General features: G+C 65.2%; 15 protein-coding genes and 1 pseudogene. 10 read left to right on the top strand and 6 right to left on the bottom strand.

Going from position 1 to position 24,212, the window contains the following annotated elements:
- Positions 1–37 precede the first annotated feature (37 nt).
- Complete coding sequence (locus KAK07_RS22725) at positions 38–976, top strand: alpha/beta hydrolase (RefSeq protein WP_210803075.1); 939 nt, start codon at positions 38–40, stop codon at positions 974–976.
- A 97-nt stretch (positions 977–1,073) separates the two neighbouring features.
- Positions 1,074–2,198: a phage integrase N-terminal domain-containing protein gene (locus KAK07_RS22720; RefSeq protein WP_310740764.1), complete on the top strand. Its 1,125-nt coding sequence runs from the start codon at positions 1,074–1,076 to the stop codon at positions 2,196–2,198.
- 234 nt (positions 2,199–2,432) lie between these two features.
- On the opposite strand, the pseudogene KAK07_RS25525 reads toward KAK07_RS22720, so the two are convergent.
- Positions 2,433–3,389 (bottom strand): annotated as a pseudogene (locus KAK07_RS25525) (IS4 family transposase); the annotation flags it as partial.
- Positions 3,390–3,723: 334 nt separating this feature from the next.
- Between KAK07_RS25525 and KAK07_RS22715 the strand changes: the two are divergent.
- A complete protein-coding gene (locus tag KAK07_RS22715) occupies positions 3,724–5,169 on the top strand; it encodes a methyl-accepting chemotaxis protein (protein WP_210803077.1) in 1,446 nt (481 codons plus the stop codon).
- Between the two features lie 66 nt (positions 5,170–5,235).
- Here the strand turns inward: KAK07_RS22715 and KAK07_RS22710 are convergent, their stop codons facing one another.
- Positions 5,236–9,888, bottom strand: coding sequence for an NACHT domain-containing protein (locus KAK07_RS22710; protein WP_210803078.1), 4,653 nt, complete (start codon positions 9,886–9,888; stop codon positions 5,236–5,238).
- 205 nt (positions 9,889–10,093) lie between these two features.
- Positions 10,094–10,720, bottom strand: coding sequence for a hypothetical protein (locus KAK07_RS22705; protein WP_210803079.1), 627 nt, complete (start codon positions 10,718–10,720; stop codon positions 10,094–10,096).
- A gap of 152 nt (positions 10,721–10,872) precedes the next feature.
- Here KAK07_RS22705 and KAK07_RS22700 point away from each other — a divergent pair, with 152 nt between their 5' ends.
- From KAK07_RS22700 to KAK07_RS22685, 4 genes are all read left to right on the top strand, one after another.
- A complete protein-coding gene (locus KAK07_RS22700; protein ID WP_210803080.1) occupies positions 10,873–12,051 on the top strand; it encodes a hypothetical protein in 1,179 nt (392 codons plus the stop codon).
- Positions 12,052–12,199: 148 nt separating this feature from the next.
- The gene (locus KAK07_RS22695; protein ID WP_210803081.1) at positions 12,200–12,970 is read left to right on the top strand and encodes a LytR/AlgR family response regulator transcription factor; all 771 of its coding nucleotides are present in this window, start codon (positions 12,200–12,202) and stop codon (positions 12,968–12,970) included.
- A gap of 179 nt (positions 12,971–13,149) precedes the next feature.
- On the top strand, positions 13,150–14,217 hold the full coding sequence (locus KAK07_RS22690; protein WP_210803082.1) for a GGDEF domain-containing protein: 1,068 nt from the start codon (positions 13,150–13,152) through the stop codon (positions 14,215–14,217).
- 44 nt (positions 14,218–14,261) lie between these two features.
- Positions 14,262–15,551: a hypothetical protein gene (locus KAK07_RS22685; RefSeq protein ID WP_210803083.1), complete on the top strand. Its 1,290-nt coding sequence runs from the start codon at positions 14,262–14,264 to the stop codon at positions 15,549–15,551.
- A 31-nt stretch (positions 15,552–15,582) separates the two neighbouring features.
- Here the strand turns inward: KAK07_RS22685 and KAK07_RS22680 are convergent, their stop codons facing one another.
- The 3 genes from KAK07_RS22680 to KAK07_RS22670 are packed head-to-tail and all read right to left on the bottom strand — an operon-like array spanning position 15,583 to position 21,611.
- Positions 15,583–16,524, bottom strand: coding sequence for a GGDEF domain-containing protein (locus tag KAK07_RS22680; RefSeq protein ID WP_210803084.1), 942 nt, complete (start codon positions 16,522–16,524; stop codon positions 15,583–15,585).
- A gap of 54 nt (positions 16,525–16,578) precedes the next feature.
- Positions 16,579–19,056, bottom strand: a complete 2,478-nt coding sequence (locus KAK07_RS22675) for a hybrid sensor histidine kinase/response regulator (RefSeq protein ID WP_210863365.1) — start codon at positions 19,054–19,056, stop codon at positions 16,579–16,581.
- 26 nt (positions 19,057–19,082) lie between these two features.
- Entirely contained in the window at positions 19,083–21,611 is a 2,529-nt protein-coding gene (locus tag KAK07_RS22670) for an ATP-binding response regulator (RefSeq protein WP_210863362.1), read from the bottom strand.
- 606 nt (positions 21,612–22,217) lie between these two features.
- Between KAK07_RS22670 and KAK07_RS22665 the strand changes: the two genes are divergently transcribed.
- The 3 genes from KAK07_RS22665 to KAK07_RS22655 all read left to right on the top strand — a co-directional run bounded on the left by KAK07_RS22665 (position 22,218) and on the right by KAK07_RS22655 (position 24,182).
- The gene (locus KAK07_RS22665; RefSeq protein ID WP_210803087.1) at positions 22,218–22,742 is read left to right on the top strand and encodes a fimbrial protein; all 525 of its coding nucleotides are present in this window, start codon (positions 22,218–22,220) and stop codon (positions 22,740–22,742) included.
- A 71-nt stretch (positions 22,743–22,813) separates the two neighbouring features.
- Positions 22,814–23,353 carry a fimbrial protein gene (locus KAK07_RS22660; RefSeq protein ID WP_210803088.1) on the top strand — a complete coding sequence of 180 codons (540 nt, stop codon included), beginning with the start codon at positions 22,814–22,816 and terminating at the stop codon, positions 23,351–23,353.
- Positions 23,354–23,429: 76 nt separating this feature from the next.
- Positions 23,430–24,182, top strand: a complete 753-nt coding sequence (locus tag KAK07_RS22655; protein ID WP_210803089.1) for a fimbrial biogenesis chaperone — start codon at positions 23,430–23,432, stop codon at positions 24,180–24,182.
- Positions 24,183–24,212: the final 30 nt, after the last annotated feature.

Raw genomic sequence — 24,212 nt, 5'->3', positions numbered from 1 at the left:
GGGGATACTTGAGCGGCCCAGTCGACCCGCAAGCCCCTTGGAAACCTACGCTGACTCGCCCTCGTGGCACCGCTACCGGCAACTGCTGCTCGATGCCTTCGGCATCTCCATCCGGCGCACTCCTGTCGAGCGATGGAGGACCGTCCGTGGACATCAATTGCATCTCGACGAATGGAGCCCGGAGGGTCGAGCGACGGGTACGCTGATCCTCGTCCACGGCGGTGGCGGCAACGGGCGCATCCTCGCTCCCCTGGCAGATTTCGCAGCCGGCATTGGCTGGCGCGCGGTCGCCCCAGACCTGCCCGGCTATGGGCTCACCCGCCCGGGTGCAGACTTCCACTGGGACTACGGTGAGTGGCCTGCGGTCGTCGCCGCCTTGGCAGACGATGTCCAGGGCTCCGTCGTCCTGATGGGACTGTCCGTCGGCGGGATGACCGCGGCACTCGCAGCCCAGGCAGCCAGAGGGGTACAGGGCGTCATCGCCACCACCTTGCTCGACATGAGCGATCCAGCCACCTTCGTGCGGGCTGCGAAGTGGCCTTGGCTGGGCAAGGCGTCTTTGCTGGGTTTTCGATGGATGCCTTCGACCATTGACCGGCTGCGGCTTCCGCTGCGCCTGCTGGCGCCCCTGGACCGGATGTCCGGCCATCCGGCGATGACCGAGTACTTCGAGAATGACCCGCTCATCGGCCGCCTGCGGGTCCCGAGCCGCTTCTTCCGAACGATGCACACCCTGCAGATGCCGCACCTGGAGCCTCGATGCCCCTTGCTGCTGGTGCATCCCGGTGCCGACAACTGGACGCCGACGACGATGAGTCGGCCTGCGTTCGATCGTGTTCTGGGAGACAAGCGTCTGCGAGAACTGTCGAACGGTTCGCACCTGCCCGCTGAACTGCCGGCGCGCCTCGAACTTGAGCAGGAGGTGACGAAATTCCTGCGAGCGGTGGAGCTCAAAGACGCCGCTGGAGCGCGGTAGTACTCAAACGCCCGGCCGCACTCAAACGCCCACAGTGCCGGCAATCCCGCGGAGACGCTGGGCTTGGCCGCGCAAAGGCCGACGTGTACGCTGGCTCATGGGATGTTGCCGGCCGTGCAAAGCCCGTCGACCTGCGCACCGCCCTGCGGTGCATCCCTTGAGCCCAGGGCATGGGCTCGAACCGACGAACCGACTTGCCGCAGCAAGCGCCGTCGGGGCCAACGCCGCGCGTCGCGGCGGCCAGCAGCAAGACCTCGGCACAAGACGGCAGTGGTGTCCCGTGTCCCTCGTGGTTCCCGTTGCGCTCAGTCGCTCGGGACGGACAGAAACACTTACCAGACCGACTTCACACCAGCGACAACGAACCCGACCGCCCCCCCAGGGGCAACCGACCGACCTGACAACGGAGAACGCCAGCAGCAACCGGATGCGCGACCTGAACTACCAGCTCAAGCAGCTCTGCCATCGCAACCGCGACGGCAGCTTCGCCACCCAGCGCGACCGCGAACGTGTGCTCGACCTCGTGGCCAACCAGCTCCAAGAGGCGGGCTTTCGGCATCTGGGCGCCACCAGCCTGAAGCCCGAGCACGTGGACGGCCTGGTGGCGCGCTGGCAGGCCGAGGGTCTGGCCATCGGCACCATCAAGAACCGCAGGGCCGAACTGCGCTGGTGGGCCGAGAAAATCGGCAAGAGCAACGTCATCGCCCGCGACAACCACCACTACGGCATCGGCAACCGGCAGCACGTCACCAACGTCAGCAAGGCACGGGAACTCCAGTTCAGCGAGCTCTCACGGATGAACGACCAGTATTCGGCCATGTCGATGCGGCTGCAGGCCGCCTTCGGACTGCGGCGCGAGGAATCCATCAAGATCCGGCCGGAATGGGCCGAGCGGGGCAACATCCTCGCTCTGAAGGACACCTGGACCAAGGGCGGCCGAACGCGCGAGGTGCCCGTCTGCAATGCGGAGCAGCGGCAGCTGCTCGACGAGGCGAAGGCTCTGGCCGGCAGGGGCAGCCTCATCCCGGCGGACAAGACCTACGCCGAGCAGCTGCGCCGCTTCGAGCACCAGTGTGCTTCGGCCGGTATCCACCGGGTGCACGGCTTCCGGCATCAGTATGCTCAGGTGCGGTATCGGGAGTTGACGGGCTGGGCAGCGCCGGCAGCCGGCCAATGCTGCGAACTTAAGCCCGATCACCCCTTGAAGGCAAAGCGCGGATGAGTCTTGCGATGGTGCTCGGGACGTGGACAGGATCGCCCCGGGGCGATAGCGCTGGGCGTGCTGCACGAGCATGTTGAAGACGTTGCCGATGGCGCCGAGCACATCACCGACGGCCAGCAGGATGCGCGGCAATGCACGCTGCAAGAGTTGGGCGGCATAGCGGGCGTTGGCGTGTGGCGCGCAGACGCGGTCGTGCGGCAGCGCCGACTCGCTGGCTTTGGTCAGCAATGCGGCGATGTTGTCGGCCAGCACCTTGGAGGCGACGTCGATGAGCAAGGCGTGCTGGCTCAGGCCGCTGACCGACTCGAGGTGCAGGTTGTGCTTCAGGCGCTTGAACGCTTCCTCGATGCGCCAGCGCTGGTGGTAAAGCGCGCCGAAGTCGCCGGCCGGGGCCTGCTGGGCATCCAGGTTGGTCGCCAGCACGCGCACGGCGCCATTGGGCGCGACCTGGCGCACCAGACGCACGCGGGGTGCACTGCGCTGGCAGCCCCAATCGGCAGCGTCCTGTGCCGAAGGCCTGTTGAGGGTGACCGTGGCCTCGGTCTGCCCGCTGCGGATGAACGTGCGCACGGCCGGCCAGCCGCTGGCCATATCGCAGCGCATGACGAAGCCGATGCCGCGCTCGATCAGCGATTGCACCAGCCAGGCGGCGGGGTAGCCACGGTCGAGCAGCAGCACGTCGTCCTGGTTCAGGCGATGCAGCGCCTCCATCAGCATGGCCCGCTCGGACTCGGCCGCGCTGTGCACGGCAGCATGCAGCGTGAGGTCCGCGCCGGGCAGGTACAGGGCAAACAGCCGCTGATCACGCGTGGCCAGACCCACGGTGCGAGGGCAGCGCCGCGTGGCCGGCATCAGCACCGAGGCATCGGCGGCGACCAGGCGACGGCCGCGCCAGCGCGGAATCAGGCCGAGCCGCTCGGCGTCGACGAGCAGTTGATCGTTGAGGTCCTGCAGGGCCGGCAGGTGCAACCGACCGCGAGCCCGCGCCAGCGCACGATCGCTGGCCCCTCGGACGAGATCGCCGCTGCCGCCCAAGCAGGTGAAGAAGGTGTCCAGCGAGGTCTGCTGGGAACTGCATCGCTGGCTCAGCAGGCACGCTACCAGCGTGGGCAGCGGCAACTTGCGGCGTCGGGTGAACGCGTTCGGGTTGCTCGGATGGCGCGCGCGTTGCGCGAAGGTCGCCGACGTGATGGTCTCGGACAGGTTCAGCAGAATTTGCTGTACGGAATCACAGTATTGAGGTCGGCATGGGCAGCGACCTTGTCAAGAGAGAAAACATTAATAAAATCAAGCACTTGCGATTCTGATTCTAGCTCAACTGGCTTAAGTTCGCAGCATTGATCTGGGAGACAGCCTTCTGGCCAGGGCCGCGGGCCCCGAGGGGCAGTGTCGATGGACGCCGCCAAAGCGAACAGAGTGGTTTTCCGCCCTCTTTTCGGCGCCGGCTTGGTGACGGGTCAGGCCACACTTTTGGAGCAACTAACGGGAGACATCACCGATGCGAAACCTTCCTATTCGGCAATGGATGCGTCTGCTGCTCTTGGTCTTGGCACTTGCGTCGGTTGCCTTGATGTACGGCCTTCGGCTCACGACCAAGAGCGCAAAGTTCCACTATCTGGAACGGGAATACGCTGTCAATCTCCTAAAGTTGACAGACGACATCAACAAGGCGGCAGGCGGAAAAGCGATTGACCGAGATCTGATTATTGCTTCGTTGAAGAAATCCCAGTGGATTTCTGGCCATGTGGATACTGAATTGTGGCGTATCGAGCATGCCGTATTTCGCGTACTGGGGTTTGGCGACGTGATCGATCTGCCGTATGACAGCATTCGCCGATTCGCAGGTATCCTTGAGGTGGTGAACAATGACGCAGGCGTTCACCTATCACAAACGACTGCGCTCAACATGCTGCCGGGCCTGCAAGATCTCATCACTAACGGCGATCGATTCGCCGTGGAGGTTGCTCGCGCTGTAGCCTTTGTCGGCAACCTGGCGCGTGCGATCTGCGTGATTTGTATGGCCATGCTGGCGTTGAGCATCTGGCTCATGGGGCGTGCGCTCATTGGGCCTCTCGAAATGGCCAAGCAACAGGCCGAGGCGATGGCCAGTGGCGATCTGACGGCCAAGACCCTGGGCGACTTTGGCCAGCGGCGTGACGAACTGGGCGTATTGCTGCATGCCTTGAACAACATGCAAACCAGCTTCCTGTCGGTCGTGCGCGAAGTATCCGATTGCTCGCAGAGCGTCGTTGTGGGCAGCCGGCAGATTGCCAGCGGAGGTATGGATCTGGGACAACGGACCGAAGAACAAGCCAGCCGTCTTCAACAGGCCTCAAATGCGATGTCTCAAATGGTGCAAGCCGCGAAGTCGAGCGCAGAGGCGGCTGCCACAGCAGATCAGGCGGCCCGTTCGGCCAATGAAGCCGCCCACGATGGTGGGCGCCTGATGCAGGAGGTCACGTCCACGATGCAGGGCATCGCAGACTCCTCGGCCAAGATTTCGACCATCATCAATGTCATTGATGGCATTGCATTCCAGACGAATATCTTGGCCTTGAATGCGGCCGTGGAAGCTGCGAGGGCCGGCGAGCAGGGCCGAGGCTTTGCCGTCGTAGCTGGGGAGGTTCGCACGCTCGCCGCTCGTGTTGTCGAATCCGCGCACGAGATCAAGTCGCTGATCGGAGCCAGCGTCGACCAGATCGGCGCAGGCTCGAAGTTGGTTGATGCAGCGGGTAGCTCGATGGAGCATATCGTCACCCAGGTAGGCCGTGTTCAGACGCTGATCGGCGACATCAGCATCAAGGTTGCTCAGCAGTCAGCCGGCATGGCCGAGATTTCGGCCGCTGTGTCGCACTTGGATGACTCTACTCAGCAGAATGCGGCCTTAGTTGAGCAGAGCGGTGCCGCGTCACAGAGCCTTGCCCAACAGGCCGACAGACTGGGCCAGGCGGTCGCCTTCTTCAAGGTGTAGGGCAATTCAATGCGACAGGGTCGGTGCAGGCCGGCCTCCGGCCACGCAGGCATGTCAGCCGGTGACTCAGCTGTGAAGCACGCCGTCAAGCATCAGCCACTCGATTGGCCGTCGCATACCGAAGAGGTGGCCATCGAGCTTGGGGGATTCATCCTCCTTGCGCTTGATCTCTCTCTCGAGGTCATGGGACATGACCATCAGATGGAGGAAGCGCAGTCGATCGATACCGCTGCTGAGTTGCGGACGTGTGGCGAGCCATTCACCTACCCACACCAGGCATCGCCTGTCAGCGTTGGCGCGAAACATCGTCCAGGCGGCATAAGCAGAATCGCCATCCTCGGCAGCCAAGAACTGCCTCCACCAATGGCGAGCCACACCTGCCCGGTTTCGCCAGACCGACATCCTTACCCGCAGCCTGTCCCAGGATCCCAGAAGGGGCCCCTCTGGCCAATCCATCTCGTTCACCGTGGGACAGTCCATGAAGGCATTCAGCACCTGCGCACGGTGGGCAAGCCAGGGCTCGCCGGAAAGCCGGTCACGGTCGATCACTGACGTCAACCAGGCGGCTTGGCCATGGATCTTGGCAGCCACGACCACCTCCAACAAATCTTGATCGGTGTTGCACCAAGCCGGAAGCAGCAGTTCCTCACGAGCCAGCTGTGATTCGGGTGATCCCTGGGCTTTCATGGCCACGTGAACGAGCTCCGAGATGTGAGCTTCGCCCATCAGGCGCATGTGGACCACCCGCCGCAACGTTCGCCACAGGGGTAGCGCCTTCGTCGGCGCATACCTGAACAGGACGTCAGCCAGTCGTGTGTACAGCACGGATGCTCGCATGCACCGCTGCTGGAACGCTGGACTGTCAGCATCGGCCCCCGCCAGAAGGACGTCCCACGTCTGCGGCGATGCCAGGTACGCTGCTTCAAGACCGCGAACATCCAGATCCTGAAGGTACAACCCGTGTCCTTGGGCCCAGATAGCCTCGATGGCTTGCCGAGCTTGGGACGCAAGCGCCTCCAGCGCTTGGTCCACCTCGAGTCGAGGACGAGACGCCCGCTTCAGGCATTCCACAAGATCCGATCCTGCTGGCATTTCCTCGCGCAGCATCACCGTTGGCAAACTGCCATCACCCAGTGTGCGGACGATCAGTTCCCCCTCAAGATGCGGAAGCTCGCTCGCAGGCCGCACCGCCATCTCCACCAGCAGTTCACTGGCGAGTCGCAACTCCTCAGGATTCGATCCCCTGAGCACTGCAGCATCGAGCCAACGCCACGGGGCGATTCGAACCATCAACTCCGGAAAGGGAATATCGCCGGTGCTGGCCGCCAGTGCCATGCTCCCGTGATGAGCACTCACCGGTTGTCTGACTACGTCTGCTGCCCAATGGGCGTCCCGCAGGACCGAACCGGCCACTTGAGGAGCGCGAATGCACAGCACTTCAAACGCGAGGTCCCGAAGCGCCGAATCAGCGCATCCAAGATAGGCCGTCAAACGAGCGGCCAACCGATCGGCATCATGGATCTGCTGCGTGCCCAGGACCGCCAAGGCCACGCGTGCAGCCCTGTCAGCCTTCGAGGCGTGTTGGTCCAGGAAGTCCAGCAGCTCATGGGCCGTCGCGGGGCGGATGGCGCCCATCAGCAATCGCCAAGGTTGAAAGTCGTCTGCTTCGAGCAACCTGGCCAACTGCTCGGCGAGCGGCAGATGCAGAATTTCCAACAGCAGGCAAGCCGAGGTGGCAGTGCCATCCGATGATGGCGGCAGTGCACAACGCAAGTCAGCAAACCGTGTTGCGAGATCCGGCGGGCAGACAAGAAGCAGGCTCGAGGCGGCCCTCGCTGACCAGTGGGCTGCTTCACCTGTGCGTGCGAGCATCATCGTCAGTCGACGACGTCCCAAGTCTGCCAACTCCGCCGGAGTGAACCTGGCACCCAGGCGCTCCAGCCGCTCCAATCGATACTCAGCGGCGGTGCGTTGTCGTTGGACATCAATGCCGTCCGGATCAAACAATGTCAAGGCCTCGGCCAAGTCGGACACGATGTCGTTGGGCAAGTCGATATCTGGACAGTCCACGAACGCATCTATCCGGGTCAGACGCTCGCTAGGGGAGATGGCATCGTCATGGAGAACCGCCTCGACGTGACGTCGCTCAAGCCGCCAATGTGAGCGCGCCGGGCGGTCCAGGTAGTCACGCTGGTAGTCTGTGGCTGAGCTGCGCGCACTGGCAAGCTCTGCTGTCCTGTGCTGCTCTGACTCCAAGTCGGTCAGCAAAGCCAACAGTGCAGACGCGATCACGCCGACCTCAGGTGCGATGCCCGGCTCGACGGGCGTTGAGCGAATCTCCTGTGCCAAGACCAACAGCGCCTGCCGCGCAGCTGCAGGCTCTTGCGCTCCCATGCTGACCAGCCATTGCAGCCCCTGCCAGCAGGGAGAGTGAAAGCTGACGTTGATTGCCTCACGTATCGCCGCTCGGCGAATGACCGGAAGGAAGAATTCCAGGCGGTGGCCCTCCAACATGCCCGCAATCGCTCGCGAGGGATCGACCGCCTGAGGATCGGTCAGCGAGAAGTCCTCTCCAAGGATACGGCGTGCGCCTGAACTGACCGTACCAATGAGGGCCTGCAGCGCAGCTTGCTGCTGACTGGCAAAGTGGTTGGGATCCTCGAGCAGCCGCTGAGGCTGAAGCTGGACGATTCCAACCCACTGCAGCATCCGCTCCCTGATGAGTTGCCAGTCTGCATGCCTGGTCAGAGGCAAACGGCGCAGGCTCTGGGTGGCGCAATGCAAGGCAGCGTTGCCGACACCCGGCACTTCGCGCTCAATGACGCTGAGCATGGCCGCCGGAAACGCTTCGCCGAAGGCCATGGCATCTTGCTCGAAATTGCGTGCCGGATTCTGCGCGTCCATCCACAGGCTCAGCAACGCGTCCGCCATGGAAGCGCCGTGAGGTGTGTCGGTGGCGGCGAGCACGGACAACGCGGCACCGATGACCTCTGCCTTCTGGTCAGTGGCGCCGATGGGCTCCAACCAGGTGGCTGCGCGGGCCTCGAAGTCCGCGACCGTGGCGGTGGAGCCCTCCATGCTTTCCAACAGCACCAGGCCCAAGCCCAGGATGGCCGGCGCCTCCTTGAGCGTGTACTTGATCCCTGTGACCGTGTCTTCTGCCTTGAACAGGCTGCCGTCAAGCAGTTCATCCAGCCGACGGCGCACGTCGTCCGGCCGCAGGCTGGGCCGCGCGACTGTCAGCTCAATGTCTTGGGCCCTCATGCGAGCGGTGGCGGCGCTCTTGGTCATCAGCCTTTCGCGGTATTCGCGAGCCCGATCCACCAGCCACTGCACCCAGTCATCCGAGGTCAGGCTGCTGGAGGTACGCAGCTGCAAAGTGTCATGCCCATATTCGAATAACAGGCGCATGACCGTGGCTTCCGCTTTGAGGGCCTCACGGTCCTTCAAACGCAGCACCAGTGGGAAAAGGCGAGGGGTTCGTGCCAGGTCCTGCAACGCCTTGGGCATGTGGGACAGGTTCATACCCTGGGCGTGGAGCAAATCCTCCAACTCACCGAGCGAATAGGGCTCGACTGGAATCTCGGTCGCAGCCACATCGCAGCGTGTCAAGCTGTGCAGGGCTTGGCGGAAATACCGTGGCCGGCTGCTGCACAACAGCCGTACCTTGCCACCCAGGCCAGGGCCCTGTAGCGACTGAACAAGCTCTTGCCACGCGATGCCCGGCTGTTGGTTCAAGCCATCAATCACCAACAGCAATACGGGACCGTTCGACGAAGGGCGGGTCAACAGGCGATCGACTCGCTGACGCCAGTAAGCCAGCGGCAATTCCGAGACAACGCATGAGCGCAGCTGCTCGGCAATGAGGTCGCGAAGGCCGGATTCGCTGAGCGACTGGCGCTCGGTGAAGGTGCTGGCCGGCACCAACAGCACGAGCGGCAGCGAGGCCAACTGGCGCTGAACCCAGTCCAGTGCCACCCAGGTCTTGCCAACCCCTTCTTGCCCAAGAAGAACGGCCTGGGTTCGCGGCTCGGCTGGAGACTTCCACCAGGCTTGCAGCTGATCCAACGGCCCACGCCGCTCCACCAAATGGACGCCCGGATGACCTCCTGCGGCGTTCTGGTGAAGCACTTGCCACGAGGTGGATGAATCGAGCCAGATCCGCGTCGCCAGGTCGTGGGTCAGATCCTTGAGGGCCTCAAACCCAAGCTGCCAGGCTTGCAGCTCGGACCGAAGCGCGTCCACCGCGCAAAGCACCGCCGGCGCCAAGACCCGGGCTGCAGCGGCGGCCTTCTCTCCGGCGTATTTGCCGACAACTTCAGGCCAAGTGGCACATAGCGCGGCCAGTCTATTCAGTCCTGCGCCAACTGGAAGAGGCGTCCAATCCAGGACGATGATCGGAAAGCCGAGCGCTGAGGCAGCCGCTTCAGCCAATCTGAGCTCATTCGCGCTGACGGACTTGGTGGTCATCAGCACCCAGGCTTCCAACTGCGGGTCTTCCAGGTAGGCCTGCAGGATTTCACCGGCCAGCGGCCGCGGCGACAGAACGGTGCCCTTTTGGTAGCGCTTGCATTCGACTCGAAGCACGCGGCCGGACGTCCTGGACGTACTGGCGTCGCTGCCAAACTGTTGGCCGGACTTGGCCACCGTGACACGGATATCGCCGAGTACCCGGCTGAGCAGATCCGCGCACATCAGCTCGAACGCATGGGTGCCCATGCCCTCCAACTGCTGCTGAAGGTGATCAAGAGACGCGGGAGACGATCCCCCCGCAATTGGTGTGCTGGCCAAGCTGTTCTCCCTGTGCCTGACTGGCCAGCCGCATTTCAGGCATGCCGACAGGTCTGGTGGGAGTGTAAGACTGGTCGCCTTGGCGCCTGAGGGCCTTAGGCCAGATGGCACCCGATCGGCTGCTGAGCTGCGCTCAGCCCGGGGGTAGCCGCCAGTGACTCGACTCGGCCTCGTCCACGGCGCCGTCTGCACCACGCACTTCCATCGACAACAGCCAGGTCTTCCCATCGGCCATCGGCGTGGCGTTGAGCCGGACCGCCGTGACAGCCTTCTTGCGCACCTTGTGCAATCCCTCTCGCATGGCAGCCATCAAACGAAAGGCCGTGGCGACATCGGTGTCCTGCTCGATCTGACACTGAACTTCGGCGCCGGTGACGCCAGCGTGGTACCACCTGGTGAGCCGCCAATGAGCCGCCACAGCGTCAGCGGCACGAACGGACACCGCGCCCGGCTCGGCAAGTTCCACCAAATGAACCGCACTGAGGTAGGCCGACAAGGACTCCGTGGCGACTTGCACTTGGACCTCGTCACCCCGAACCATCTGAAGTCGGTTCAGGACATTCAAACTCAGGTGGGTGTCCAGCCGCGGGGGATCCATCGCCATCGGCGCAGGAACCGCAACTGATTCAGGCGCGGGACCGGGCGAAGGGGAGGGCGCCACGCTCAAAGGCCCGGCATGAACCTGAGCACGACGGCGCCACAGCGCCCCGATGGCCACACCCACCGACAACGCGACGAGACACGACAGGATCAGGTTCATGGTGCTCATGATGCCAGCAGTGAAGGATTTGGGGGGGGGCCTGGCGGGCTTCGTACCCGCCCCAGGGGACTTCGTCGCGTTTCCGCCGCGACTGGCACGTCGCGCCTACGCTGGCGACCATCCACCGCGTCAGTTCACCCTTGAGCCTCGTCATGAGCCCCAATCACCTCAGCCTGTCCCACGCTTCGCCGGAGGGCGCGGAGTGGCATGTCTTTGCAGACAAGTGCGAGGAGCATGGCTCCCTGTGGTTCGGCTTTCAGCTGGCACTCACACTGACCCGTCGGGGGCAGCGGGTCCGGCTGTTCACCAACGGGCTCGACGAACTGGCCCGGGCATTCGGCACCAGTGCGACCACGGGGGTTCAGGTCTTTCATGGCGTGGAATTGGTTGACGCCCGGCTGGACCGGTTCTTCCAACCGGCGCGGAACTCGGTGCAAATGTTCTACACCCGACCATCCAAGGACTATCTCTCCCGGTTTGCTCGATCCATCGGGGGAGCCAACAGCTTGCAGGTGGTGCCGCTTGACTCCGGGATCACCACCTCCAACGCCATCATCGTGCTCGACCAGCGAGACGAGATCACCTCTTGGATGATGCAGATGGGTGATCTGCCTCGCCGCGGCGGATATATCCGCCTCGACGGCTGCGAAAAACCGACGCCAGGGTCAGAAGACCGCGCACGGACGGAGCATCGGGCTGTAGCTTGGCGATGGTTCGAACTGCCGCCTGAGTTGATCGGCGATCCCTCCGGCATGGTCGTCACGATCGCTGTCGGAAGCCAAGGCGCAGCGAGCCGCGCGCTGGACATGGTTGCCAAGCGGCCGGCGCCTCAACCCACCGCGTGTATGTTGCGTGGCAAATCGATTCACGCCCCAGCGGTGGGCGAACATGGTTCCATGGGCGTCGTGGAGTTTCCAGAGATGTCTTGGTCCACCCGGCAGGACTTGGTCCTCGGCAGCGATCTCTTGATCACCGACAAGCCCGAGCTGGCCGCGCAGGCCAACCAGTGCGGCATTCCAGTGATCTGGTCGGCCGACCATTCCAGCGACATGCCCTACCTTGACTGGTACACGGTCGGGTGCCATGCGCCGATGAGGGCGGCTCTGTGCCAGGCGTTCCTCGCGGTGGGAGGTCGGCGCGATATCGATGACGCTGCGCAACAGTATTGGGCGCATTTCAAAGACGCACAGCGCCTGGCGCAAGGCGTGGCAGAGCGGATCGCGCGGGCCCCCGAACTCGCCGACGTCGCGCTCGCCGCGCTCAATGAGAAGCCCGAGGCGGTAAGCGTCGTCGAGCATCAATTCAGCCCGACCGCGCCGATCGACCTTTGAGGCGTTCGCAGCGTCCAAAGCTTCCACCGGCAACGCAGGATGCCCCGCCTGCTCGTGCTCGGTTCAAGGTCGGGCCCTGGTGTCCGATAAACCACGGGGATCACCCAGAAAGCCCGAGTGAGCAACTCCGCTCGGCTTCGACCCACGCATGAATCAATTTCCTGTCGTCAAGGTACTGATCGCGGAAGACGACCCCGACCAACGCCGTCAAATGGTGGAGGCTGTTCTGCATCTTCGGCCGCAATGGCAAGTCGTCGCAGAGGCTGCTGACGCCAACGAGGTGTTGGCCGGCATTGACGCGCTGGCGCCGGATCTGCTCATCCTGGACATCCACCTTCCCGGCAGTGAGGACGGCAAATGGGTCGAACAGATTCCAGCTTCGGCGGCCGTCATTTTCGTCACCGGCGATCCTGCCTTTGCGGTCCAGGCGTTTGACAAGGATGCCATCGACTACCTCCTCAAGCCCGTTTCACGCTGGCGCTTGAAGACGGCCATCGAGCGGGCCGAACGGGATCCTCGCATGCCTGTCCGCACAACTCTGGCGGTGGTCGATCATGACGATGACCGGTCCGAGCGCGCGGAGGACGCCCGCAGCCAATCGCAATGGATCACGGCGTCCAAAGGCAATGACGTCATCGTCGTCCCCGAGTGGGAGGTGATCTACCTGCAGGCCGACCTGAAGTACACACGGGTGGTCTCCACCCGCGGCGACGGGCTGGTGCGCATGGGCCTCAACGAGTTGGCCGCACGCCATGGGCGGCAGTATTTCGTCAAGATCCATCGCAGCATCATCCTCAATCTGCGATTCGTCCAGTCCGTTCGCCGCAATGAACTGGGCTATCTGGACGTCTACCTGTTCGGCCGCAGCGAGGTGTTGAAGGTCAGCAAGACCTATCAAGGCGTCTTCAAGTCGCTCTGACCCGGCAACGCTGCCTTGAGCGGCGGTACGGGCGTCTGCCTGAAGTGCGCCGCGGCGTGGGGGCAACTTCCTTCCCACGCCTGCACGTCTTGTTCCGCGCTCAGCGGGCCTTGTCGCATAGCCTCCGCGAAAGGCCTCCCCCGTCCGACACTCCGCTCAAGCAACAGCAAGGCGGCGACATGGACACTCAAGTGGATCCCACCCGGCAGGCGATGGCGGCGAATAACGTCGCCCCAGTGACTAGGTGGGCGAGTTCGCATGATCGCCGCGGCGTTCGGGTGGTGATCGCCACGGCCGACGAGGCGCTGTCCAGCCAGCTGGCCAGGTTGGTCAGCAACAGCCGTCCGCACTGGCAGCTGCAGGCAAAGGTCGCCTCGGCCCAGGAGCTGATGGTTTACCTGGGCAATCACAGCCCCGACGTCCTGCTCGTGGACGCAGATCTGGCTTTCAATGAGGATTGCGGATGGTTGTCGCTGACCGCAGGGCAGATGGCCATGGTGATGATCGCGGGGCAGGATCACCACGCCGTGCAAGCCTTTGACGCAGGGGCCCTCGACTGCCTGGCTCGGCCGGTGAGTCGCCTGCGACTTGATCTCAGTCTGGACCGCGTCGTCTCAGCCCGCCGGGCCCGCCAGTCTGAAGAAGTAGCACGGCACACGTCGACACGGGTGGCACAGCTGCAGAACCAGGTCGGTGAATTGCTCTGCGAAGTCGCCCGCCTGAAACGCCAACTTCGACTGGCACACCTGGAGAGTCGATCGGACGCGCTGACTGGTCTAGGCAACCGCAGGGAATTGGACGAGCGCCTTCAGTCGGAGATTTCCCGGGCTCGTCGCGGGCACCAGCCGCTGGCAGTGCTGATCCTGGACATCGACAATTTCAAGTCGGTCAACGACCAAGTCTCCCACGCCGCGGGTGATGAAGTCCTGCGCCGACTCGCCCACACCCTGCTGGCCTCCTGCAGGGGCCATGACGCCACCGTTCGCATGGGCGGGGACGAGTTCGCTGTCGTGTTGCCCATGACCACGGTTCAGGATGCCCGGCATGTGGCCGACAAGATCATGACACTGTTCGCGACGATCAACTGGGGCGGCCTGCTGCCTGCAGCAATGCGGCCGACGATCAGCGTGGGTGCCACCGAGCTGGTCGCGGGCGATGATGCTGGAGCGCTGCTGGGCCGTGCGGATCGGCACCTGCAGTGGGCCAAGACCGCGGGCAAGGCTCGACTGGTTTGGGAAGCGCTGTGAGGGTCCGGCACTGGGAGGCGCTCTCCACGCGTCGGAGACGGCCCATGGGTCAAGTCTGGAAGCCTGATCCGGCAACCTCCCTGCGCGAGTTGGCACTGCAGTTGCGTACATCGCCAACCGTTGCTGCCGAAAAGAAGCGTACTCCTGGCCCGGACCCCAGAGATCTGGCCCTGCTCAGCATCGCCAGACACCTGCGCCCCGACCTGAGCCGTGAGGCCTGCCTTGGATGGGTCTACGACACTCTGGTGCGGTTTGCCGCTGAAGTGCCGCAACCCACAGTTTGGCGCGCCTGGCAGCGCTTGCACTCCCATCCGCAAGAGGAGCTTACGCTGCTCCAAGACGCCTCTCATCAGATGGGGGGAGCAGGACTGCTGAGCAGCGAAGACTTGCGGCAGCTTGGCAGTCGCAGCGGACGGGTGCTGCGGATCGAGACCGCTCGCGTCTCCGTGCCGCTGAGCAAAGCCAACGCAGCCTTCTTCGGGGCCTGCCAGCGCTGCGCCCTGACAGGCTCGTTTCGGCCCCAGGCACAGGCGGTGGCACTCGTCGAGGTCGGAACCGGGCGCCCTTTGGGTGCAGCGCTCGGTCGCCTCTCCGATGGCGTGGACGAGTTGCTGCTGCCACTGTTGTCCACGGCCCCGTTGGCAGGCTCGACCTTGCTGTGGGCCATGGACCATCCAATGCCGAGAGTCTGGGACCGTGTACTCTCGCGTGGCGCTTCCGTCCATGTCCTGGCATCGCGTCATCTGTCCATTCAGATGCTTCGGGACCTTTCCCAAGGGGGCTATGCAGCCTTGGTTCCTGGCTTGTCGACCCAGGGCGTCCCGTTGGTGCACGTGGTCGAACATCGCTACAACCAGGGGGCTGCGACCGGACGGAAGCGTCAGACGGCCATCTTTTCGGCCGAGATTCGCGATCCCGACGTCCTGAGGCATCGACTGGGGCTGCTGCAGACACACCTCGCACTGCGCTGGCATCTCACCGATGTGGCGGCACGCGTCGACACCGCGCCCCCGCTGCGAAGCACCCGCCCACACAATCTGCGCATCGAGGTACAGGCCCGGGTCTGCATCGACGCTGCCGCAGCCTGGCTGGCCTGGCAAACCTTGTCCTCGCCTCAGCGGCAGGCCCTACTCGATGTCCAGGCCGAAAAGGCGACGGTGTTGGCGCGCCGCTGGAGCCGTGCTCCGCGATCACCTGGCCCGCCGAGTGACGCTACGCTGGCAACCGCCGCACCCAAGCCATTGTTGTACCTCCGTGGAGGACAACTCACCAGCGGACAGAGCCCTCGAGCAGACGAGCGCGCCAACACTCAGGCCGAATCGACGCAGGAATAGGGGTCTGCGAGCCGCCTTGCGGCAAGCGTCGTCAACGCATGCCGTTCGCCGTCTGAATTTGCCGCTGCGCCTTGTCGGCATACAGGCGTTCGTCGGCCTGCGCACAGAGGTGCTCCGCCGCTTCAGTCGCTGCTAGAGCCTGCAGGTCCAGCGTCCCCCAACCCATGCTGAGTGTCGGGGGGGCGATTCGCCTCACCTCATCGCTCCAGTGCCATGCGCGCATGCGCTCTTCGACCAGTCTCTTCAAGGCCATCGCCCCTTCCGCGCCCGTGTCTGGCAACACCACTGCAAACTCGTCGCCGCCCAATCTGGCCACCAGGTCGTGCTGGCGCACTGCGGTGCGCAGGACCTTGGCCACCTCCTGCAGGACCTGGTCGCCCAGCAGGTGTGATCCTTGGTCGTTGATCTGCTTGAACCGGTCCAGATCGATCGCCAGCAGACTCAACGGGCGCTGGTACCGCAAGGCGCGAAGCACCTCCGCCTCCAGAAACTCGTCGTACTCGCGGCGGTTGGGCAGCCCCGTCAGGACATCCTCGCGGGCCTCGCGCGCACGTACGGCCAGTTCGGCCCGCAGGGCGCGGATGGCGCCATCCTGGCGACGCTGCGCTCGACGCGCCTCCAGTTTGCCCAGTGCGGCCTCCAAGCGCGGCCTGGTGATGGGCTTGAGCAGGTAGTCGACGGCATTGCCTTCGAACGCGTGGACAGCGAAACCCGGGTCACCTGTCATGAAGACCACGTCCCGGCCTTCGGCCAGCAGCGCTTTGAACCAATCCTCGGGCGCATCGTCGCTGAGGTGGATATCGAGCAGCAACAACTCGGGCCGCATCTCCCGGGCGGCGCTCAGCGCCGAGGCCACGTCCTCCACGGACGCGCACACCGACCACTCGGGGCGCAGTTCACCCAGCAGTTGCTCGACATGCGCTCGGGCATGAGCATCGTCCTCGGCCACCATCACGCGCAACATCTCGGTCATCGCTCAGTCCCAAACTACCGGACCGCTGCGCACGGCCCATCAGGAATTCTGTCCTCATGCCCAAGCCTCGGCCAGCAGGCTGCGCAGGCGGGTGGGCGAGAGCGGCTTGTGCACCAGGGTGATGCGCTGCTGCTCGGCCACCTGGGCCACCTCGCTGCTGAGGTCGCCGGTGACCAGCATCGCCTTGAGCTCGGGCTTGTGCAGGGCGCCGCGCACCCGCGCCACGTTGTCCAGCCCGCTCTCGTCTTCCAGATGCAGGTCGCTGAGCACCAGGTCCACCTCGGCGCCCGCACCGGTGAGTTGCGGCAGCAGCTCGGCAGAGGAGGGCGCATCGATCACCTTCACCCCCCACGAGCGCAGCAGCGCCGCCATGGCCCCGCGTGAGACCTCGTCGTCCTCGATCAGCGCCAGCGTGCGTCCGGTGGGCAGTGCCCGCTGCGCCGCGGAGGCCGACTGCTCGCTGGGCGCCGCCGCCGGCAGCGTGAGGCTGATGCGCGTGCCATGGCCCGGCTCCGAGCGCAGTGCCAGCGGCCAGTGCAGCAGATCCGCCGCCCGCCGCACGATCGACAACCCGATGCCCAGGCCGCTGCTCTGGCCGGCCTCATCCACCCGCACGTAGGGCCGGAAGATGTCTTCCTGCTGGTGTGGCGGGATGCCCACGCCGCTGTCCTCCACGCTGAGCTCCACGCCCTGCGCCTGCGGCTCAATCCCCACCTTCACGTGGCCCGCCGGGGTGTACTTGATGGCGTTGGACACCAGGTTGAACAGCACCCGCCGGGTCAGGTGCAGGTCGGCATGCACCCGGGCGCTCACCCCCTCGGGCAGCTCCAGGCGCAGACCCTTGCGCCGTGCCAGCTCGCCGTACTGCAACCGCACGTCCTCGACCACTTCAGCCAGATCGAAGCTGCTGAGCACCGGCTCGTAGCGTCCGCCCTCGAGCTGGCCCAAGTCCATCAGCATCGACAGCATGTCCGACAGCGTCGCGCTGCTGCGCCGGATGTTGTGCAGCCACTGCTGGCGCCGCGCCGGGTCGTCCTCGGCGGCCATCAGGTCGGCCAGCATGCCCAGGGCGTGGGCGGGCTGACGCAAGTCGTGGCAGGCCGCGGCGATCATCAGCGTGCGCGACTGGTTCAGGCCGTCGAGCTCGGCGTTACGCGCCTGCAGCGTCTGCGACAGTCGTGCCAGCTGGCGCTTCTGGCGCAGTTGCACCGCCAGCAGCAGCAGGATCACCCCCGCCACCACCAGCGCCACCACCAGCCCGATTGTCACCAGCTGCCGCCGCTCGTCCAGGCGCTTCTGCTCTTCCTTCAGCAGCGCATTCTCCTGCTCCTTCTTCTGCACATCAAAGCGCGCCTGCGCATCCTGGCGCTCCTTCTCGTTGGAACGCCTTTCGCTGGACATCCGCTGCTTCTCGGCTTCCTTCATGTCCAGGTAGGCCTGCCTGAAATCGCCCAGGGCCGCATGGACGCGCGCCGAATCGGGCAGCAGAGAAAGCAGTTGGGTATGTGAGCCCACGTCTGCCGCCGCCTGATAGGCCAGCTGCAGCTGCTCTAGTGCGCCGCGGTCGCCGCTTTCGGCCAGGGCGATCGCCCAGAGGCTGTGGAAGTCGACTTTCTCGTCTGCCGAAAGTTGAGTGATGTGCACGCCCTTGAGCATGTCGACAGCCAGGGTGAATCGCGACAGCTGCATGGCCACATCAGCCAGAAACCGACGAATGGTGCTCTCCCAACGATCAACCTTCAGGCGCTGGGCCAAGACCAGTGCACTCTGGTAGTCCGACAATGCATCGCTGTAGGCTTGGTTGGTGTGCTTGAGCTTGCCTCGGATCGCCATGACCGTCAGCCCGAAGTAGGGGTACTCATCCGCTGGAAGGATCTGCAGTGCCTCATCCAGGTTCGCCATGTCGGCCATCTGGGTTCCGGTTCCGTTGTTGAGCCCGAATCCGGTCTGTGCCTTGAGCATCAGTAAGTCAGCGCGGAGGGCTGAGGTACCGGCCTGTGCCAAGGCACTGTTGCAGATCTCCAAGGACTTCGAGAACTGGTCGTTGAACAGGTAGTAGGCAGCCTGGAGGTACAGCAGGATCACGCGAGCGGTGGCCGAACGCTCGACCAGACCATCGGCGGCCATGGCCTGCAGGTGACGCTCTGCAACCTCCATGTCCAGTTCGGACACTGCCAGCGAAAAGGCCTTGGCCCTCAGGAGAAAATCAGCCACTGGCTGTGTCTGCGCACCAGTCCGGGCCAGCTCGGCGTCGACCAGGCCACGAACCCGCCGAACGTCTTGCGTTTCTAGGTTCTGAGCAGCCTCGGCCATCTGAACCAGGGCAAGCACCCGGGCCCGCCGCACGGGGCCGGCGCTCGCCAGTTCTCGCTCGCCTTGGGCCAATGCTGCTCTGGCATCCCTGTAAACCGCGCGAGCGTTGGCCTCGTACCACGCCGGCCAGTCTGAGGCCAGATCGGAGGTGTCCAATGATGCCGCCTGGGCCGGACATTGAGACAGCAAGCCCACCATCAGCCAGAGCGTCCAGCCCATGACCCAACGCGCCATCGACCGTTGGCTCACGTCAAGGCCTCGGCCAGCAGGCTGCGCAGGCGGGTGGGCGAGAGCGGCTTGTGCACCAGGGTGATGCGCTGCTGCTCGGCCACCTGGGCCACCTCGCTGCTGAGGTCGCCGGTGACCAGCATCGCCTTGAGCTCGGGCTTGTGCAGGGCGCCGCGCACCCGCGCCACGTTGTCCAGCCCGCTCTCGTCTTCCAGATGCAGGTCGCTGAGCACCAGGTCCACCTCGGCGCCCGCACCGGTGAGTTGCGGCAGCAGCTCGGCAGAGGAGGGCGCATCGATCACCTTCACCCCCCACGAGCGCAGCAGCGCCGCCATGGCCCCGCGTGAGACCTCGTCGTCCTCGATCAGCGCCAGCGTGCGTCCGGTGGGCAGTGCCCGCTGCGCCGCGGAGGCCGACTGCTCGCTGGGCGCCGCCGCCGGCAGCGTGAGGCTGATGCGCGTGCCATGGCCCGGCTCCGAGCGCAGTGCCAGCGGCCAGTGCAGCAGATCCGCCGCCCGCCGCACGATCGACAACCCGATGCCCAGGCCGCTGCTCTGGCCGGCCTCATCCACCCGCACGTAGGGCCGGAAGATGTCTTCCTGCTGGTGTGGCGGGATGCCCACGCCGCTGTCCTCCACGCTGAGCTCCACGCCCTGCGCCTGCGGCTCAATCCCCACCTTCACGTGGCCCGCCGGGGTGTACTTGATGGCGTTGGACACCAGGTTGAACAGCACCCGCCGGGTCAGGTGCAGGTCGGCATGCACCCGGGCGCTCACCCCCTCGGGCAGCTCCAGGCGCAGACCCTTGCGCCGTGCCAGCTCGCCGTACTGCAACCGCACGTCCTCGACCACTTCAGCCAGATCGAAGCTGCTGAGCACCGGCTCGTAGCGTCCGCCCTCGAGCTGGCCCAAGTCCATCAGCATCGACAGCATGTCCGACAGCGTCGCGCTGCTGCGCCGGATGTTGTGCAGCCACTGCTGGCGCCGCGCCGGGTCGTCCTCGGCGGCCATCAGGTCGGCCAGCATGCCCAGGGCGTGGGCGGGCTGACGCAAGTCGTGGCAGGCCGCGGCGATCATCAGCGTGCGCGACTGGTTCAGGCCGTCGAGCTCGGCGTTACGCGCCTGCAGCGTCTGCGACAGTCGTGCCAGCTGGCGCTTCTGGCGCAGTTGCACCGCCAGCAGCAGCAGGATCACCCCCGCCACCACCAGCGCCACCACCAGCCCGATTGTCACCAGCTGCCGCCGCTCGTCCAGGCGCTTCTGCTCTTCCTTCAGCAGCGCATTCTCCTGTTCCTTCTTCTGCACATCAAAGCGCGCCTGCGCATCCTGGCGCAGCTTTTCATTCGCGGCACGCTGCCGCTCGGTACGGAGCTTTTCGGTCTCCCGCATGCTCAGGTATGCCTGCTTGTCGTCACCCAAGGCGTGGTAGATCCGGGCGGCATCGGTGTGGAGGTTGAAGTTCTGTCCGACCATGTCCACCTGCTGACCCAGCTTCTGCGCCTGCTGCAGGTGCACCAGCGCAGAGCGGTCTCCCAGCTCCGCCAGCGCCACGGCCCAGGCCATATGGGTCGCCAGTTGCTCGGCAACCGAGAACTGGTTCAAGTCCATCCTTTGGACCGTGTCCACCGTCAGACGGTAGTCGCCCAACAGATTGGCATCGATGGCAATCATGGATCGCAGCACATTGGCCCAATAGGCCGACTGCTGTTGCTCCGCCAGTGCCAGCGCGCGCTGGTAATCCGCCAATGCCGCGGCGAAGGCTTGGTCCATCTGGTTGAGCTGAGCCCGCAGCATCAGACCCTGGATGCCAAAGTAGGGATAGGTGTCGGGCGGCAGCAGATTCATGGCCTCGGCAAGACTCGCGCGGTCTGCATTCCGGGCGGATGGGCCTGTCACCGTGGAGACCACGCCCGATTGAGCCTTGGCCGCCAGGACCAGCGCCCGCATGGTGTCCGACTTTGTCTGCGGCAGCACCTCGTTCAACGCTTCCACGGCCTTGCCGGCCTCACCCGCCAGCAGCATCTGACGAATGGCCTGAGAGAGCAGCAGGATGACCCTGGGCAGGCCCGGGGTCTGGGCCAGAGGATCGGACTGCATCACCTGCAGGTGCCGATCCGCCTCGGCCACATCAGCCACCTGCATACCCATGCCCCAGGCCTCGGTCTCCAACAGAAACCTCAACAGTCCAGTGGCGCCTGCGGGCCGCGCCAGTTCTGCCTGTACCAAGGGCCGCACGGTCACGACCTCGGTGACGCCCAAGAGCTGGGCGGCCTCGGACATGCGTATCAAGGCCTGGGCACGGGCAACCGGATCGGTGCCTTGACGGGCCGATTCCCATTCCGCCCGGGCTTGGGTGATCAGGGCCCGGGGCGCCTGCAGGGCCGCACGCTGGGCTTGTTCGTACCAGAGCGGCCAGGTGTCGCCGCCACTGCCTGGGCCGACTCCAGGAGCAGCCTGCGCCAGGGCAGCCAACAGGCAGGTCATCGCCATCAGCAGGCGTCGCGTCCATCCGTGCATGGGGTATCCGATTGAGCTGGGGTGGTACATCGCTGACGAGCCATGCCCGCGTGTGGGCGTGAACAAGCGCACACGTGGCCAGCTGGCCGGCAGTCCAGACGGTTCTCCCAGGCCTATCGACCAAGTCGCGCTGGACTTGACTGGGCCGGAGGGGTCCTGGCCGGAACCGCGCCGCGCAGGCTACGTGCCGCCAGGTTCAACGAACCCGCATCCCGACGAGGCCGCCACCTAGAGGAACCAAGCCGCCGAAACCAGCCACCAGACGCCGCAAATGCGCATCGACTCGCGCCCGGGAAGCACCACACCTCGGGACGGAGCGTCACCCTGGGGGAGCTTGCATGCCTACCCGGTGCCGAGGGCTCATGCCGACGGCAGGGCCGCCGGCGGTGTCTGAAGCACCGTTCTCGTCGCCTGGAGTTTGCTTGCCAGCCACGGGCGCTTCGTTCCGCGAAATCCGGCTGTTGTCCGAATTCCGGCTGACACCCCCCCGGAAACGAAACCATTCGTTCAACGCCGCGAGACACGGTGATCCTTCACCGGCGTCCAACGCACCCGGTCTGTGGCGTTGTGGTGGAGCCGATACCTGCGCCGGAACCGCCACCCAACCCCATCCACGCGCAGCGATTGGAGATATACATGAAGAAGATCCTCACCCTGGTGGCACTGGCTGCCGCGGCCGCCCTCCCGATGGCGGCCCAGGCCTCCGACGGCTCCCTGACCTTCAACGGTGCGCTCACCAGCACCACCTGCACGGTCACGGCGGGCTCGGCCAACCAGACCATCACGCTGCCCACCCTGGACATCGGCACGCTGGCCGCGACGGGCCTCACCGCCGGCGACACGGCATTCGCCATCAGCACGACGGGCGCCACCTGCACCGCCACCACGGCCACGGCCTACTTCGAGTCCAACGCCAACGTGGACACCGGCTCCGGGCGCCTGAACAGCACCGGCACCGCCGCCAACACGCAGCTGCAGCTGCTGAACAAGTCGGGCACCGTGATCGATCTGAGCAAGCCCTCCGGCAGCCAGAACGTGAACTCCGCGGCGGTCACCGGCGGCAATTCCACCTCGGACTTCATCGTCCGCTACTACGCCACCGGTGCCACCACCGCCGGCTCGGTTGCCAGCGCGATCAGCTTCTCGATGGTCTACCAGTGATCCCGCCGGCCGGGCAGCCGCTGGGCCGCCCGGCCTGCTTCCTGATCCCCCCCTTCAATGGTTCTTTCACCATGATGCACAAGCCCCAACTCCTCAGCGCCGCCGCTCTGGCCCTGGTCCTGGCCAGCTCAGCCGCCTCCGCCGCCGATGGTACCGTCACCATCAACGGCTCCGTCTCCGCTGAAACCTGCACCATCAGCGGCAATGGTGGCGGCAGCCCCAACTTCACGCTGACCCTGCCCACCGTGGCCAAGAGCGCGCTGGCCACCGCAGGCCAGACGGCCGGCCAGACCGCCTTCACCATTGGCGTCAGCGCCTGCACCGGCACCGCCACCTCGATGAACACCTACTTCGAGCCGGGCTCGGGCAGCGTCAATGCCAGCGGCCGGGTGGGCAATACCGGCACCGCCGCCAATGTGGACGTGCAGATCACCACCGCCGCGGGCGGCGTGGTCAACATGGCCGCCAACAACGGCAGCCAGGGCACCACGGCCACCAACCTGTCCGGCGGCGCCGCCACCCAGACCTACAACGCGCGCTACTACGCCACCGGCGTGGCCACGTCCGGCAGCTTCAGCGGCACGTTCAGCTACTCGCTGGTCTACAACTGAGTTGCGCCGGACGCCGGGCGGCCTCACGGCGGTCCGGCGCCGGTGTCCCGTGCGCCCCCCCCTGTCCGAGTCTGCGATGAAGTCCCTCTCCTTCCGATTCTTGCGAGCCTGCCTGGTCACGCTGTTGTCCTGGGCCTGCCTGGCACCCACCCACGCCAGCGTGGTGATCGGCGGCACCCGTGTCGTCTACCGGGCTGATGCCCGCGATGTCAGCGTGCAACTGACCAACCGCGGCGTACAGCCCGCCCTGGTGCAGGCCTGGATCGACGCTGGCGACGCGCAGGCCGCCGTCGAGCGCCTGGAGGTGCCCTTCGTCATCTCGCCGCCGATGTTCCGTGTCGAGCCCGACAAGACCCAGTTGCTGCGGCTGGTCTACACCGGCCAACCGCTGCCCGAGAACGCCACCGAGCGTGTCTACTGGCTCAATGTCCTTGAGATCCCGCCCAAGCCCGACGCTTCGGCCAGCGAGAACACCCTGCAGTTCGCGCTGCGCACGCGCATCAAGCTGTTCCTGCGACCGGCCGCCCTGGCCGGAGACGATCCGGCCGAGTCGGTCGTCAAGCAGCTGCGCTGGCAGCACAGCGTCTCTGGCGATCAGCTGACGATCACGGTCCACAACCCCACGCCGTTCAACGCCTCGCTGGTGGACGTGGCGCCGCAGAGCACCGCCCAGGGCCAGGCCGCTGAGCCCGTGGCCGGCATGGTCGAGCCCCGCAGCAGCCGCAGCTTTCAGTTCAAGTGGCCAGTCAACACGCCTGTGAGCGGCGTGCAGTTCAAGGCCATCAACGACTACGGCGCCTTCCTGGATCACCACGCAGCGCTGCCCTGATCTGCCGCCCGCGCCTGGCCCCACCGAGAC

Source organism: Ideonella alba, from assembly GCF_018069875.1.
Taxonomy (GTDB): Bacteria; Pseudomonadota; Gammaproteobacteria; order Burkholderiales; family Burkholderiaceae_C; genus Ideonella; species Ideonella alba.
This window is presented reverse-complemented; position numbering and strand designations above follow the sequence as displayed.